This window comes from Mediterraneibacter glycyrrhizinilyticus (assembly GCF_015560805.1).
Taxonomy (GTDB): Bacteria; Bacillota; Clostridia; order Lachnospirales; family Lachnospiraceae; genus Schaedlerella; species Schaedlerella glycyrrhizinilytica_A.
On record NZ_JADMSO010000004.1, the window covers coordinates 220,558 to 236,655 of the forward strand.

The following is a 16,098-nucleotide window of genomic DNA, read 5'->3' on the forward strand; positions in this document are numbered from 1 at the left end:
GTATTTGTTATTTTTTTAACATGTATATTATAACACTCTTCCCCTTTTCATACAAGCCAATATATGTAAATTTTGAGCTAAATAGTGCACAAAAAACCCCTTGCATTTTTAGTTAAAAATACAAGGGGTATCTCTATTCGTATTCCAACAGATAATTCCGCTTTGTCACCTGTGTCATCTTTCCGGCATCATTGATCAGAACCGCTGAAAAGATCGTGCTTCCCTCCGGCATATCTACCGGTCCCGTATATGGAGTGGACGCTGCCGACGGCGTAGTCCCATCCGTTGTATAATATGCGGTATACCCTTCCGGTACCTGGATCGTGATCTGCGTCGGTACACTGTACTGACCGGTCGAAGGTGTCACTGCAGGCGCATCTTCGATTGGGATCTCTATCGTATAAGTGCGGCTTGCTGTCAGACTTGGGATTCCTTTTTTGTTGACTGCGATCGTTTTGATCGTTGTCGTTCCCTCTTCAAGAAGAATCGGCTCCGTATACTCGATGCTTTCCGTTGTCGGTTCCGAATCATCCAGCGTATAGTAAATCTTACCGTCTCCTGTAAGCGTAACTTCCTGTACTTCGGTGTAATCACCCTCTTCCAGACTAAATTCCGGCATATCGGAAACATATGCGCTCACCTTAGAAAGTACCGCATCACTGCATCCCGAAAGCATTCCGGAAATCTGTTCCACCTGTTTCGTATCCACATAAAATTGGATCGCCGCCTGATACAATGCCGCATTTTCAGGTTGGGAATCAATTGCCGTCAAGAACATTTCTTCCGCTTCATCTTCCTTTTTCTGTTGGATATATAACTTGGAGATTCCTGTGTACGCCTCTGCTTTTTTCGCATCCTTTCGTATCGCACGCTGAAATAGTTTTTCCGAAGTATGATAATCTCCGGTCTGCATTGCCTGATATGCCTTGGCTACAACCCCGTCGTAAGAATTCTGGTATACGACAAATCCGGCACCTCCCAATACGACAAGGAGCACAAGCAGGATTCCAGCCACCAGACGGCGTCTTTTTTTGACAGCACGTTTTTTACGCGCTGCCTGCTGACGACGTTTTTCTTCTACATCACGACCGGATCCGCCTCCATTTTGACGGACTGCTCCTGTGCCGGGTCTCATCTGTCCGGTACTTTGACGCATATTTCCTGTGTTCTGCCGCAAACTGTCTGTGCTTTGCCGCATATTGCCTGTATTTCTGCGTGCCTCGCCCTGTGTCCTGCATCCTTGCGTATTCCCTCTCCGGACAGCAGAAGTCTTCCCCATTCGTTCTGCCCGGATCCGCTCCAGTTCCCCCTGACTCAATACACGCGTAGAATTTCCGGTTCCCTGTTCCGCTCCGCTTCGATATCGTCGAATATCGTCAGTCCGGATCGGTCTTGTTGCATCTTCAACCGAGCCACGCACTTCACGCACAAGAACATCTTCCAACGGATTATAATCCGGCACCATCTGTACTTCGTTTCTGCAATCGGGGCAGATCAGCATACCCTCCGGTATATCTGCACCACAATGTGTACATCTCATTTAGTGCTTCCTCCTACTGTCGTGCTGTTTCCACACAGTTGTTCATCAACATTGCTATTGTCATCGGACCAACTCCGCCCGGAACCGGCGTGATCGCAGACGCCTTTTTTGAGACTCTCTCAAAAGCAACGTCCCCGCATAACTTTCCGTTCTCATCCCGATGCATTCCGACATCGATCACGACCGCCCCGTCTTTTACATAGTCCTCATCGATAAAACGTGCTTTTCCGACTGCTGCGATCAAAATGTCTGCTCGCTTTGTAATCTCTTTCAGATTCTTTGTATGGGAATGCGCGATCGTTACCGTTGCATTTTCACGGAGCAAAAGCGCAGCCATCGGTTTCCCGACGATGTTGCTCCGCCCCACCACAACACATTCTTTTCCGTCCAGCGTGATGTCCGAACGCTTCAGAAGCTGAATGATCCCTGCCGGTGTACAGGATAAAAATCCTTTTTCACCGATCCACAGTCTTCCTACACTGACCGGATGAAATCCATCCACATCTTTTTCCGGTGAAATGGCGCGGATCACTTTGTCTTCGTCAATATGTTTCGGAAGCGGAAGCTGGACAAGGATTCCGTTCACCGATTCTTTACTGTTCAGAGTATCGATCAGTTTCAGAAGCTCTTCCTCCGACGTTGATTCTTCCAGTTCATAAGATTCCGATTCAATCCCGATATATGCACAGGCTTTCTTTTTATTGTTAACATAAACCGATGAAGCCGGATCCGCTCCAACCTGTACAACCGCCAGGCAGACCTGCTTTCCCTCAGATTTTAATCTGCTTACTTCCAGTTTCAATTCATCTTTGATTTCTTTTGAAATCTGCTTTCCGTCTATCAAATGTGTCATTCGTGTCTCCTTTATCGCATCTATATTAAAACAGACCGGTAATTTTTCCGTTTTCGTCTACATCGATCTGATTTGCCGCAGGCACTTTCGGAAGTCCCGGCATTGTCATGACCGCACCGGTCAGTGCAACAACAAATCCGGCGCCTGCGCTCACATAAACCTCCCGGATATGAATATCAAAATTCTCCGGGCGTCCCAATTTTTTCGCATCATCCGACAATGAGTATTGATTTTTCGCCATACAGATTGGGAAACTTCCAAATCCAAGCTCTTCGATCCGTGCCAGCTGTTTCTTTGCGGCAGGCTCATAAACTACGCCGCGCGCTCCGTAAATTTCTTTTGCGATCGTCCCGATCTTTTCTTCCAAAGACAGACTGTCCTCATAGAGTGTATGGAAATGGCTTTCCTTTGTCTGCAATGTTTCCAACACTTTCTTCGCAAGCTCGATTCCGCCCTCACCGCCGTGTTCCCACACCTCGGATAAAGCAAATTCACATCCGCGTTCCTCGCAGAATTTGCGGATAAACGCATTCTCAGCGTCTGTATCCGTAACAAACGAATTCAACGTCACGATAACCGGAACACCGAATTTCTGGAGGTTTTCAATATGTTTTTCCAGATTGACGATACCTTTTTTCAGAGCATCCAGATTTTCTTCTGCCAGATCCGCTTTTGCAACGCCCCCATTATACTTCAAAGCACGCACGGTTGCAACAAGAACAACTGCATCCGGTTTCAGTCCCGCTTTACGGCATTTGATGTCCATAAACTTCTCGGCACCGAGATCCGCGCCGAATCCCGCTTCCGTGATCGTGATGTCACTCATTTTCAACGCCATCTTTGTTGCCCGCACACTGTTGCATCCGTGGGCAATATTGGCAAACGGACCGCCGTGGACCAATGCCGGCGTGTGTTCCAGTGTCTGGATCAGGTTTGGTTTGATCGCATCTTTCAAAAGCGCCGTCATTGCTCCTGTTGCCTGAAGATCGTCCGCCGTAACCGGCTCCCCCGCAAAATTGTATGCAACGATGATCTTTCCAAGACGTTGTTTCAGATCTGCAAGATCATCTGCAAGACAGAGGATCGCCATGATCTCCGACGCTACCGTGATCACAAAATGATCTTCTCTCACCATACCGTCCATCTTATTGCCAAGTCCGACAACAATATTACGCAGTACGCGGTCGTTCATATCCACGCAGCGTTTCCATACAACCTGGCGAGGATCGATCTGCAGTGCATTTCCCTGCTGGATATGATTGTCCAGCATTGCTGCAAGCAGATTGTTGGCAGAAGTGATCGCATGGAAATCTCCGGTAAAATGCAGATTCAGATCTTCCATCGGAACAACCTGCGCATATCCGCCTCCGGCCGCACCGCCTTTGATCCCGAAACACGGTCCTAACGATGGCTCGCGAAGTGCAATGACCGCTTTCTGGTTCAGTTTCTGCATTGCCTGACCAAGCCCCACTGATGTGGTCGTTTTTCCCTCTCCGGCAGGTGTTGGATTGATCGCAGTCACAAGGACAAGCTTTCCATCCGGATTGTCTTTGATACGATCCCAAAATTCTTCCGATAATTTTGCCTTATACTTTCCGTAAAATTCCAGATCTTCCTCTGCGATCCCTGCTCTTTCGGCTACTTCTCTGATCGGAAGCATCTGTGCTTCCTGTGCAATCTGAATGTCTGTTTTCAATTTCATTTCCTCCTTGACTGTCATTTATTTTCTGATAAATATTGCTCAAATTCTTCTTTTGTCATCAGCACTTTCCTTGGTTTTGTTCCCTCTTCCGGACCGACTACGCCTACATCCGCCAATTGATCCATGATCCGCGCTGCCCGATTGAAGCCGATCTTGAACATCCGCTGCAGCATCCCGATCGACGCTTTCTCTTTCTCAATGATCAAATATCCTGCATCTGCAAAATACTGATCTCGCGCGTCACTGCTATTTTCCATTCCCGGCGCTGCGATCGATATACTGCCGTTCTCTGTCTCCAGCTCCGCGTTCATATGTTCCTCAAGTTCATTGCTATAAGAAGCATTTCCGTTGTTCTCGATCAAATATTCCACGACCTGCTGTACTTCCTTGTCGGATACAAACGATCCCTGAACCCGGACCGGTTTCGGATAGCCGGTCGGATAAAACAACATATCTCCTTTTCCAAGCAGTTTTTCCGCACCGTTCATATCGATGATCGTCCGGGAATCCACGCCTGAGGAGACTGCGAATGCGATCCTCGACGGCATATTTGCCTTGATCAGTCCGGTAATGACATTGACAGACGGTCTCTGTGTCGCAAGGATCAGGTGAATCCCCGCCGCACGGGCCAGCTGCGCCAGCCGGCAGATCGCTCCCTCCACATCTTTTGGAGCGACCATCATCAGATCGGCTAGCTCGTCCACGATGATCACGATCTGTGCCATTTTTTTCGGCACGCCCTCCCCGGGCTCCATCTGCAGGATCTTTTCGTTAAAGCCTTTCAGATCGCGCACATTGTATTCGGCAAACATCTGATAACGTTTCATCATCTCGGCAACTGCCCAGTTCAGAGCGCCAGCCGCTTTCTTCGGATCTGTGACAACCGGGATCAAAAGATGCGGGATTCCATTATATACGCTTAATTCCACAACTTTCGGATCGACCATGATCAGCTTGACGTCTTCCGGATCAGACTTGAAGATCATACTCATGATCAATGTGTTGATACATACCGATTTACCAGATCCCGTCGAACCTGCCACAAGCAGATGGGGCATCTTTGCAATATCCGCGATCACCACTTTTCCGGCAATATCCTTTCCGACTGCCACCGTAAGATTGGACTTACTTTTCTGAAAATCTTCCGCTTCCAGAAGATCCCGCAGCATAACGGCAGAATTTTCGCTGTTCGGCACCTCGATCCCGACTGCCGCTTTCCCCGGGATCGGAGCTTCGATCCGCAGATCGGTCACTGCAAGATTCAGTTTAATATCATCGGCAAGCCCGACGATCTTGCTGACTTTCACGCCTTGTTCCGGCTGGATTTCATACCGTGTAACCGACGGTCCGCAGCTGGCATTGGTCACATGCACTTTTACTCCAAAATTCTGCAGTGTCTGTTCCAGTTTCAATGCCGTTGCACGCAAATGTGCATCAGAATCTCCGCCGCCTTTCTTTCCGCGTTTCAGCAGACGCAGAGGCGGGATCTTATAGACCGGTTTCGGCTGTTCTTCTTTCTCTTTGATCTCCGCCTCGACATTCTGTGTCTCCGCCGCAATTTCCTGTATATCCTGCTTTGTCGTTTTTTTCTTTGCGGGAGATGCCGAAACTTGTTCTCCGTCATTCACTTCGGAATCCAAAGTCCTCGGTTCCTCTCCCCATATATTCGTCTCCTCTGCCTGCTCCGCCTCGATACGATCATCCGCCCGATTGATCACAAATGCCGTCTCCGGCAAATCGTCTCCCTGCGTTTCGTCAAACGGAAACGGAATATCCTGCGGCTTTTCATCCATTGGCAGATCCGGTATCAGTTCTTGAACTTCCGGAGACTTTCGTTTTGAAGTTCCGTCTGATAAAGTCGTGGCAAAGGACACACCGGAAACTTTCTGATCCTGCCTGCGTGCTTTTTTCGATTCTTTCTTCTCTTCATTCTGCTTTTGTACACGTTCTTTTTCTGCTTCCGCCTGCAGCGCTTCTAACCGAAGAACCCTTGTCTGCCGACGCTCTTCCCTTTTCTTTGCCGCGCGGATCGCAGCGGTCTCATGTCGTATCTTTGCATCTTCATATACTCTTTTTCCGCCATGACTTAGCGGTTTCAACAGCGAGCGCTCGGTGATCAGGATCACACTGATTACTGCCAGGATCACGATCGCAATGTATGCGCCGACTACGCCAAGCATCGGACAGAGAAGCTGTACCTGCGCTCCCCCCAGCAATCCTCCCGCATCTTTCCGGATACTTGCCTGACGATAATGTTCCATCAATCCCGTTCCGGGTGTATACGAATTGACAACCAGTTCTAAAAATGCAGCAACCAGACATACAAGCACGATCGCCGCCGCTGTCTTTATGTATGCGTGTGTATTGCCTTTATTTGAGATCAAAAAGGCAACCACACCAAAAATCAAAATCGGAATCACATATCCGACCCATCCAAACAATCCAAAGATCACTGAGGAACAAATCTCACCGGCAATCCCTCCCAGACCAAAACAACTGATCATAAGAAAGATACAAACTGCCAGCACACAAAGTATGATGATCTCCCCATGCAATACGGAATATTCCTGTGTCTTTTTCTTTTTTCCCCTGCTGTTTTTCCGCTTTTTTGTTGACTTTGCGGCCATTATTGCTTCCCCCTTGGTCAATTAAAATGCCTGAACCGGTGTATGTTCCCCTCCGAAAGACTCCCCACATCCTGTGCCTTATTTCTTTCTCTCCATACACCGACACTATTTCTAGTATAGCATTCTTTCGATATGATGTCATCAGAAAATTTTCACATGGATTTTTTCCGTTCGTCGATCATCTCATGAAGTTTGTTCAAAGCCTGACTGATTCCGCCTACTTCATCGATCAGCCCCTCTCGCACCGCATCTTCTCCCTCTAACAAAGTTCCGACATCTTTTACAAGCTCTGTCGGATCCAGCATCAGTTCTTCCAAACGTTTCTGGCTGATCCGGGAGTGATTGGCGATAAAGCCGGTGATCCTGTCCTGTGTCCGTTCCATATTACGGTAACTCTGGTAAACACCGATGAACATCCCATTTGACCGCACCGGATGAATGATCATCGTGCCGCTCGGAACAATAAACGAATAATCTGCCGAGACCGCAAGCGGTCCTCCGATCGAATGACTGCCGCCAAGTACGAGCGATACGGTCGGCTTGCTGAGTGATGCGATCATCTCCGCGATCGCCAGCCCCGCCTCCACGTCTCCGCCAAGCGTATTGAGCAGAATCAAGATCCCCTCGGTTTCATCACTGTCTTCCGCCTCTGCCAGCTTCGGAAGTAAATGTTCATATTTCGTTGCTTTTGTATTTCCGGATACCGCTTCATGCCCCTCGATCTCCCCGATGATCGTTAAAAGCTGGATCCGATGTCTGCTCTTCCCCTCTTCCAGCCGCAGCGTGCCCATCTCCTTGATTTCTTCACGTCTGGCTGTCTCTTCTTCTCTCTTTTGCTCTTTTGTTTCTGCCGATCCCGTCTCAGACTTTTGCATTTCTTTTGATTCCATAGATTTTTCAGCCCTCTTTCTATAATTATTCTGATTGAAGCTCCGACATATTCCTTTCGGGATACGCGTCTTCTTCAAACGTATTCTTCCCGGAACATATCCTCTTTGGAATCATAGTATACGAAAAATTTGACGGAACTATACACCGGTGTCGAACGGTAAAGAAGTAAAAAATGGCATGAATGCAAATTGTATACATCCATACCATTTTATTTAACGTAATGCCTGCTCTACATCGGCAATAATATCGTCTACATTTTCAATTCCAACACTAAAACGGATCAAATCCGGCTGAACGCCAGCCTCTAACAGCTCTTTTTCGTTCATCTGACGATGTGTGTGACTCGCCGGATGCAGCACGCAGCTTCTGGCATCCGCAACATGTGTTACGATCGCCACCATTTTTAACTTATCCATCATTTCAACCGCTGCGTCTCTTCCACCTTTCAATCCGAAAGTGATCACTCCGCAGCAGCCATTTGGCATATATTTCTGCGCGAGATCGTAATATTTGTCTCCCGGCATCGACGGGCAGGAAACCCATGCAACTTTTTCGTGATTCTTTAAATAGGTAGCAACCGCAAGCGCATTTTCGCAATGACGCGGCATGCGCAGATGTAATGTCTCCAATCCCAGATTCAGAAGAAACGCATTCTGCGGAGACTGGATCGAACCAAGGTCACGCATCAGCTGCGAAGTTGCCTTGGTGATATATGCGCCTTTTCCGAATTTTTTTGTATATACAATGCCATGGTATGTTTCGTCCGGCGTCGTCAGTCCCGGGAACTTCTCGGCATGTGCTTCCCAGTCAAAATTACCGCTGTCAACAATCGCTCCGCCCACACAGGCAGCATGTCCATCCATATATTTCGTAGTGGAATGCGTGACAATATCTGCTCCCCACTCAAACGGACGGCAGTTGATCGGTGTAGCAAATGTATTGTCTACGATAAACGGTACCCCATGCGCATGTGCTGCGTTTGCAAATTTTTCCAGATCCAAAACAACAAGCGCAGGATTGGCGATCGTCTCTCCGAATACAGCTTTTGTATTCTCGCGGAACGCGGCATTTAATTCTTCTTCGCTGCAGTCCGGATCCACAAAAGTAGCTTCGACTCCCATTTTACGGATCGTGTGAGCATACAGATTATAGGTTCCTCCGTAAAGAGCAGACGCACATACGATATGATCCCCTGCTTCCACGATATTCATGATCGCATAGAAATTCGCCGCCTGTCCGGACGAAGTCAGCATCGCCGCATAGCCGCCCTCCAGATCACAGATTTTTGCTGCAACGGCATCATTCGTCGGATTCTGAAGACGGGTATAAAAATATCCCGATTCTTCCAAATCAAAAAGACGTCCCATCTGCTCACTGCTTGTATAACGGAACGTGGTGCTCTGGTAGATCGGGAGAACACGCGGTTCACCATTTCCCGGTTCATAACCGGACTGAATACATTTTGTTTCCATTTTAAAGTCGCTCATCTTATGTCCCTCCTGCTTGCTTTTTCGTCTGGAAGCGTCGCGAAGAATAAACCTTTCGGTTTATTCTTCACTCCAGTTGTGGTATACATCCTGGACGTCGTCGTCTTCCTCTAACAAATCCAGTGTTTTCTGGATATTTTTGATGTCTTCCTCTTTTGTCAACTCTACATAAGTCTGCGGGATCATTGTCACTTCGGCATTCGCCATCTGAATACCTGCTTCTTCCAGTTTCAGACGTACTTCACTGAAATCTGCCGGATCCGTCAGGATCTCAAAGCTCTCCTCTTCTTCCGCAAAATCTTCTGCGCCTGCATCCAATGCGAGCATCATCAGTTCGTCCGCATCCATCTCACAATCTTCCTTTGCGACAAGGATCTGTCCCTTTTCATCAAACATGAAAGAAACGCATCCCGGCGTTCCGATGTTTCCGCTTCCTTTTGTAAATGCGCTGCGAACATTGGATGCCGTACGGTTCTTATTGTCTGTCAATGTTTTTACGATGATCGCTGTTCCGTTCGGTCCATATCCCTCATATGTAATATGTTCGTAATTATCTCCTGCACCCTCTCCGGCAGCTTTCTTGATATTTCTCTCGATCGTATCATTCGGCATATTGTTGGATTTTGCTTTTGCAATCACATCACGAAGCCGGCTGTTGTTTGCCGGATCCGGTCCGCCGCCCTCTTTCACCGCTACTGCAAGCTCACGTCCGATCTTTGTAAAGATCTTGCCTTTTGCAGCGTCATTTTTTTCCTTTTTATGCTTAATATTGGCAAATTTTGAATGTCCTGACATTGTTTCATTCTCCTCTTTTCGTTGTTAATACTTGCTTATTCTAGCATTCTTTCCCAAATCTGTAAAGTAGTCTGCCTATGTATTCAAATCCAGACTGATCTGAATGGCACGGCTTACTCTCCCCATCATCCGGTCGTCCACATGACAGACAAACTCCCGAAGCCGTTTTTTATCAATGGTACGGATCTGTTCCAACAGGATCACGGAATTTTTGACGATCTGATAATCCCGGGTACTGATCTCTATATGCGTCGGCAGTTTTGCCTTATTCATTTTCGATGTGATAGCGGCGCAGATCACAGTCGGGCTATGTCGGTTTCCCACATCATTCTGAATGATCAGAACCGGACGGATCCCGCCCTGCTCTGAACCGACCACCGGACTCAAATCCGCATAATAAATATCTCCGCGTCTAATTCCCACTTCCGTTCACACTCCATTTTCATTTAATGTAATGAAAGTATTCCCTGTTTTTTCGGAAGTATTCTATTTATCTTTTACGCAAAACAATCTGTCTGTTCCGTCACTTCTCCGTCTCTGATGTATACCCTCGGAATTCGTTTTCCGAGACAGCAGACAAACTCATACGGAAAACGCCCGCTTTTTTCACTGAGTTCTTCCACGGAAATATGTTCCGTACCGTACCGTCCCACGAGAACAACCCGATCCATAAACTGTACGTCCGGGATTTCTGTGACATCAACCATGAACTGATCCATGCAGACTCTTCCGAGGATCCGGGCACGTTTTCCGCGGATCAGCACTTCGCCACAATTCGAAAGAGAACGCGGATAACCGTCACCGTATCCTACCGGGATCGTCGCCACTTTCATTGGTTTCTCAGCCACAAACGTTCCGCCGTAACTGATCGAAGTACCGGCTTCTACTTTTTTGACAAACGTCACATGACTGACCAATTCCAGCGCCGGCTTCAAATCGATCACCTGATGATCCACTTCTTCGGACGGATACATTCCGTAAAGTGAAATCCCAGCCCTTGCCAGATCATGCTTCAAATCCGGGAAATCAATGATCCCGGCACTGTTGTCACAATCAATATAAGGAATCAAGACATTCTTTCCCTCCAAAACTTCCCTCATCCAGACAAACCGCTCATGCTGCATTCTTGTATACGATTTATCTGCCTCGTCAGCTTTTGCGAAATGTGTGAACATCCCTTCGATCACGCCATGTTTCAGTTCACTGATCTCCAAAATCGTCTCTGCACTCTCCTCAGTAACAGGGAATCCGATCCGTCCCATCCCGGTGTCGATTTTTATATGAAAATATGCCGTCTTTCCAATCTGTTCGGCGGCATTTGCCATCCCAACCGCCATCTCTTTCGTATAGACCGCAGCTCGGATCTCATATCGTACCATCGCCTCATATTGTTCCGGAAAAACACAGCCGAGCACAAGGATCGGTTTCTGGATTCCAGCATTCCTAAGAACAACTGCTTCATCCAGACAGGCGACCGCATACCCCCACACATAATCCGTTGATTCAAACATTTTTGCGATGGGTACGGCGCCATGTCCATACCCGTCTGTTTTAACAACTGCGATCAGACGCGTATTTCCGCCAAGTCTAAGTTTCATCTGTTCCATATTATAAGCGACTGCATCCAAGTCTATATTTGCACAGACCCTGCTGTATTGCTTCATTCTTGTTCCTCCTCCGCTTCTTTCATACACTGACCGATCCCTGTGATCAAATCTCTTGCCAGCACACTGTAACTTCCGAGCTGTTCTTTTGCATTATCACCGCCGCATGCGTGAAGATACACTCCAAGCACTGCGCTTCTGTACGGCGGGGTTTTACCTGCCAAAAGCCCAGTGATCACTCCTGCGAGGACGTCTCCGGATCCTGCTTTTGCCATCGCCTGATTGCCGGCTGTATTGACAAAAAACGGATTCGTGCGTTCCGCCACAACGGTTCGGGCATCTTTCAACACGCAGATAACCGGATATTGACTCGTAAATTCCTGCAGTTTCTGAAATCGTTCTTCTGTGATTTCCGGAATCGAACAGCCCAAAAGCCCGCTCATTTCTTTCATATGCGGAGTCAGGATCACCGGAGTATCAACTACACGGAGCATTTCTTTGTGGCAGGCCAACAAGTTAAGTCCATCCGCATCGATCACACAAGGAACCGACACATACTTTAACGTATTCATCAGCAGCATTTCCGCTGTCCTGCTCTTTCCGAGACCACATCCGATACAGACAACATCTGCCCATTCCAGCGCGTCTTTCAATCCATCCTCTTCATATTCCATATAACAGGAAATGATCGCTTCGGGAAGAAGTTGCTGGAGAATTGCACGATTCGTTTCGTCTGTATAGATCTGAACAAGCCCGGCGCCGCAAGTATATGCCGCCAGCGCGCTCAAATAAGCCGCTCCTGCCATCCCTTTGCTCCCGGTGATCATCAATACTTTTCCATAGCTGCCTTTATGAGTATTCGGCTTCCGCTTTGGCAGCATCCTGGAAAGATCTGCCCGTTCCAGTGTATAAGCAACCTCCTGTGTTTCTGAAAAAACAGACGAATGGATCCCGATATCAACAACTGCCGTTTTTCCCGTATATTCCTTTCCCGGGAATAACACCATTCCAAGCTTTTCAAACTGAAATGTGACCGTCAGATCCGCGCGAAAAGCGATTCCCATGACCTGCCCATTGCCGGAATGGATACCGGACGGAATATCCACAGCTATTTTTCGCCCTTTCAGCCGGTTCATCTTTTCGATCACATCACAGTATGCTCCGGTGATTTCCCGATTCAGTCCAACGCCAAATAATGCATCCACTAATACAGTGTATTCTTTTTCCGGCATGACTGTGACGATGGGAATCCCCAAATTCCTGACGATCTGTGCCTGCAATCGGCATTCTTCACTCATAGAACTTTCTTTTCCTGCAAAAAACACCGTAACCCGTACCCCTTTTTCCTGCAAAAGCCTTGCTATGGCAAATCCGTCGCCTCCGTTATTTCCCGAGCCGCATACGATCAATATATCAGAAAAATCAATGTTCTCTCTTTCCATCACTTCGATCGTCTTTTGGGCGGCATGTTCCATTAAAACAACGGACGGTACTCCGATTTCCCGGATTGTATAAGAATCTGCTTTCTGCATCCAGATGCCGTTTGGTAAATAACGCATGATCCAACCTCCTTTTCCATCTTGTTCCTCACAATAGAAAACGTGTAAAAAGAGACCCCCGCCACTTTTTACACGCCTAAATCTGCTCCACATCTATAAGATCGATAAGAACCGCACCTATTCCCCGTGTTCTTCCTTATACCGGGTAATATTATACGATAATTTCATCAGACTGTCCGAAAGATGTACGCTCTCTACAATGACATTTTTCGGAAGTACCAGATCCGTATGCGCGAAATTCCAGATTCCTTTGATCCCGTTCTTCACGAGCAGGTCCGCCACTTCGGAGACATTGGATTTCGGAATCGTAAGCGCTGCGATCTCAATCTCATTCTCTTTCAAAAACGGTTCCAACTCCTCCATCATCCGGATCGGCACTCCACGGATCGAAACGCCTTGCAGCGACTGGTTTACATCAAAAATCCCTTTCAGCACAAATCCGCTCCGCTCAAAAGACGAATATTTTGCAAGCGCCTGCCCCAAATTTCCTGCCCCGATAATGATCATATTATGACTGCAGCCAAGCCCTAAGATCTTTCCGATCTCCGCGCGCAGATATTTTACATTATATCCGTATCCCTGCTGACCGAACCCACCGAAATTATTCAGATCCTGCCGTATCTGCGATGCAGTCACCCGCATCTTTTTACTCAGTTCGTTGGATGAAATCCTCTCCACCCCTACTTCTGATAAATCGCCTAAATATCTATAGTATCTTGGGAGACGACCGATCACCGCTCTTGATATTCCTCTGTCTTCCACGCAAATCCCTCCAAATTTAATCTTCAAGTTATTATATATAATTCTGAAAACAAAGTCAAACTTTTCACGATTTTTTGTCGGTTTCAGTTGTATTTCCGCCCATTTCCGTTATAATAAAGCAGGCAGGAAGTGCCGGAACCTATCGAAAAATGTTTCGGTCTCTATAAAAATATTTGATAACGGGAGGATTTTTATGATACTCGCATGTCATAACTTAAACAAAGCATTTGGGGAACAGCTCATTGTAAAAGACGGTTCCTTTCATATAGAAGACAGAGAAAAAGCCGCTTTTGTCGGCGTCAACGGAGCAGGAAAATCTACGATCCTAAAAATGATCATCGGGGAAGAACCCGCAGACAGCGGTACGGTCGTTCTGACAAAAGGGAAAACGATCGGCTATCTTGCCCAGCAGCAGATCTTAAGCGGCAGCAATACGATTTATGAAGAAATGAAGACTGCAAAAGCAGATATCATTGATCTGGAAGAACAGATCCGCAATATTGAACATGAACTGAAAGCACTCTCCGGAACCGAACTGGACACGCGGCTGAACACCTACAACCGTCTGATGTCTGAATTTGAGTCGAAGAATGGCTATGCCTACGAAAGCGAGATCGTCGGCGTCCTCAAGGGTCTTGGATTTCACGAAACTGATTTTTCCAGAGAGACTTCCACACTGTCAGGCGGTCAGAAAACACGGGTCGCACTTGGAAAGCTTCTTCTGACGAAACCGGATATCCTGCTTCTGGATGAACCGACCAACCATTTGGATCTGAATTCGATCGCGTGGCTGGAAACCTATCTTTTGAATTACAGCGGAGCCGTATTCATCGTCTCCCATGACCGCTTCTTTTTGAACCGTGTCGTAACAAAAGTGATTGAAATCGAAAACGGCACGATCCGTACATACGGCGGCAATTACAAAGCTTACGCCGACAAAAAAAAGATGATCCGTGATGCGCAGATGAAAGAATATCTCAACCAACAGCGTGAGATCAAACATCAGGAAGCTGTCATTGAAAAGCTCCGATCATTTAACCGTGAGAAATCGATCAAACGTGCGGAGAGCCGTGAAAAAATGCTGGACAAAATGACACTGGTCGAAAAACCGACGGAGGCGGCACAGGATATTCATTTCACACTGGAACCATCCTGTATCAGTGGAAATGACGTGCTCAAAGTCGAGCACCTGACCAAACGCTTTGATGACCAATTGCTTTTTGAAGACATTAGTTTTGAGATCAAACGTGGCGAACATGTCGCGATCATCGGGGACAACGGAACCGGAAAGACGACATTGCTGAAAATCTTAAACCAAGTGACTGATGCGCAGGACGGCTCTTTTGAACTCGGAACAAAAGTTCAGATCGGATATTACGATCAGGAACACCATGTACTGCATGATGCGAAAAGTATTTTCGATGAGATTTCCGACGACTACCCGGCTTTGAACAATACAGCGATCCGCAACACACTTGCAGCGTTTCAGTTCACCGGAGATGATGTATTCAAACGGATCGGAGATTTGAGCGGTGGTGAAAAAGGACGGGTTTCCCTTGCAAAGCTGATGCTCTCCGAAGCCAACTTTTTGATCCTCGACGAGCCGACCAACCATTTGGACATCAATTCCAAAGAAATTCTGGAACAGGCGCTCAACGAATACACCGGAACGGTGCTTTATGTTTCCCATGACCGTTATTTTATCAACCAGACTGCCTCGCGGATTCTGGAACTGACCAACCATACTTTCATCAACTATATTGGAAACTATGATTATTACCTTGAAAAAAAAGAAGCGCTGACTGCCGCTTATACCTATGAACAGGGAACCGGAACCGCTGCCGCCCCTACCCTAAATACTTCCGGGGAGCCTGCACAGGCAGAACAGCCTGTGTCCTCTACAAAATTAAGCTGGCAGGAGCAAAAGGAACAACAGGCAAAAGAACGGAAACGTAAAAATGATCTGAAGAAAACAGAAGAACGGATTGCTGTCTTAGAAGACCGCAACAATGAGATCGATGAACTGATGACGCACGAAGATGTCTATTCCAACTCGATGCGCTGTCAGGAACTTGCGAAAGAAAAACAAAATAACGAAACAGAGTTGGAGACGCTCTATGAAACATGGGAGGAGCTTGCCGAGTAATGCGGCAACTCCTCCATGGAGAATGTGAAACTTTTTAAATGTAACCAATTTTCTCTGTTCTGAGCGAAGTTTAACTTGCTATTTTTATTGCATTCTCCTCGATGTTTTCAAGATATTGTTCCTCATATTCAT

Annotated in this window: 12 protein-coding genes; 1 reads left to right on the top strand and 11 read right to left on the bottom strand. The window is 47.1% G+C overall.

Annotated elements, in window-relative coordinates; all coding sequences use genetic code 11:
* Positions 1–133: 133 nt before the first annotated feature.
* The 11 genes from I2H87_RS06220 to I2H87_RS06270 form a co-directional block, all read right to left on the bottom strand.
* Positions 134–1,540, bottom strand: a complete 1,407-nt coding sequence (locus I2H87_RS06220) for a chitobiase/beta-hexosaminidase C-terminal domain-containing protein (protein ID WP_195609536.1) — start codon at positions 1,538–1,540, stop codon at positions 134–136.
* Positions 1,541–1,553: 13 nt separating this feature from the next.
* Positions 1,554–2,393 (bottom strand): bifunctional methylenetetrahydrofolate dehydrogenase/methenyltetrahydrofolate cyclohydrolase FolD, encoded by an 840-nt coding sequence (folD, locus tag I2H87_RS06225; protein WP_022152506.1) that lies wholly within the window; start codon positions 2,391–2,393, stop codon positions 1,554–1,556.
* Positions 2,394–2,418: 25 nt separating this feature from the next.
* Complete coding sequence (locus I2H87_RS06230; RefSeq protein WP_054704699.1) at positions 2,419–4,089, bottom strand: formate--tetrahydrofolate ligase; 1,671 nt, start codon at positions 4,087–4,089, stop codon at positions 2,419–2,421.
* Between the two features lie 20 nt (positions 4,090–4,109).
* Positions 4,110–6,722, bottom strand: coding sequence for an FtsK/SpoIIIE family DNA translocase (locus tag I2H87_RS06235; protein ID WP_195609537.1), 2,613 nt, complete (start codon positions 6,720–6,722; stop codon positions 4,110–4,112).
* Between the two features lie 152 nt (positions 6,723–6,874).
* Positions 6,875–7,513 (bottom strand): ClpP family protease, encoded by a 639-nt coding sequence (locus I2H87_RS06240; protein ID WP_390566126.1) that lies wholly within the window; start codon positions 7,511–7,513, stop codon positions 6,875–6,877.
* A 312-nt stretch (positions 7,514–7,825) separates the two neighbouring features.
* Positions 7,826–9,100, bottom strand: a complete 1,275-nt coding sequence (locus tag I2H87_RS06245) for an O-acetylhomoserine aminocarboxypropyltransferase/cysteine synthase family protein (RefSeq protein ID WP_009266194.1) — start codon at positions 9,098–9,100, stop codon at positions 7,826–7,828.
* A 60-nt stretch (positions 9,101–9,160) separates the two neighbouring features.
* Complete coding sequence (locus tag I2H87_RS06250; RefSeq protein WP_009266193.1) at positions 9,161–9,895, bottom strand: YebC/PmpR family DNA-binding transcriptional regulator; 735 nt, start codon at positions 9,893–9,895, stop codon at positions 9,161–9,163.
* A gap of 75 nt (positions 9,896–9,970) precedes the next feature.
* Positions 9,971–10,318 (bottom strand): type II toxin-antitoxin system PemK/MazF family toxin, encoded by a 348-nt coding sequence (locus I2H87_RS06255; RefSeq protein ID WP_009266192.1) that lies wholly within the window; start codon positions 10,316–10,318, stop codon positions 9,971–9,973.
* Positions 10,319–10,392: 74 nt separating this feature from the next.
* Positions 10,393–11,559: an alanine racemase gene (gene alr, locus I2H87_RS06260; RefSeq protein WP_009266191.1), complete on the bottom strand. Its 1,167-nt coding sequence runs from the start codon at positions 11,557–11,559 to the stop codon at positions 10,393–10,395.
* Positions 11,556–13,058, bottom strand: coding sequence for a bifunctional ADP-dependent NAD(P)H-hydrate dehydratase/NAD(P)H-hydrate epimerase (locus I2H87_RS06265; protein WP_009266190.1), 1,503 nt, complete (start codon positions 13,056–13,058; stop codon positions 11,556–11,558). Before I2H87_RS06265 ends, alr begins: the two co-directional genes overlap by 4 nt.
* 117 nt (positions 13,059–13,175) lie before the next feature.
* Complete coding sequence (locus I2H87_RS06270; protein WP_022152111.1) at positions 13,176–13,820, bottom strand: redox-sensing transcriptional repressor Rex; 645 nt, start codon at positions 13,818–13,820, stop codon at positions 13,176–13,178.
* A 193-nt stretch (positions 13,821–14,013) separates the two neighbouring features.
* On the opposite strand from I2H87_RS06270, the gene abc-f reads away from it, so the two are divergent.
* Positions 14,014–15,966 (top strand): ribosomal protection-like ABC-F family protein, encoded by a 1,953-nt coding sequence (gene abc-f, locus I2H87_RS06275; protein ID WP_022152112.1) that lies wholly within the window; start codon positions 14,014–14,016, stop codon positions 15,964–15,966.
* Positions 15,967–16,098 lie beyond the last annotated feature (132 nt).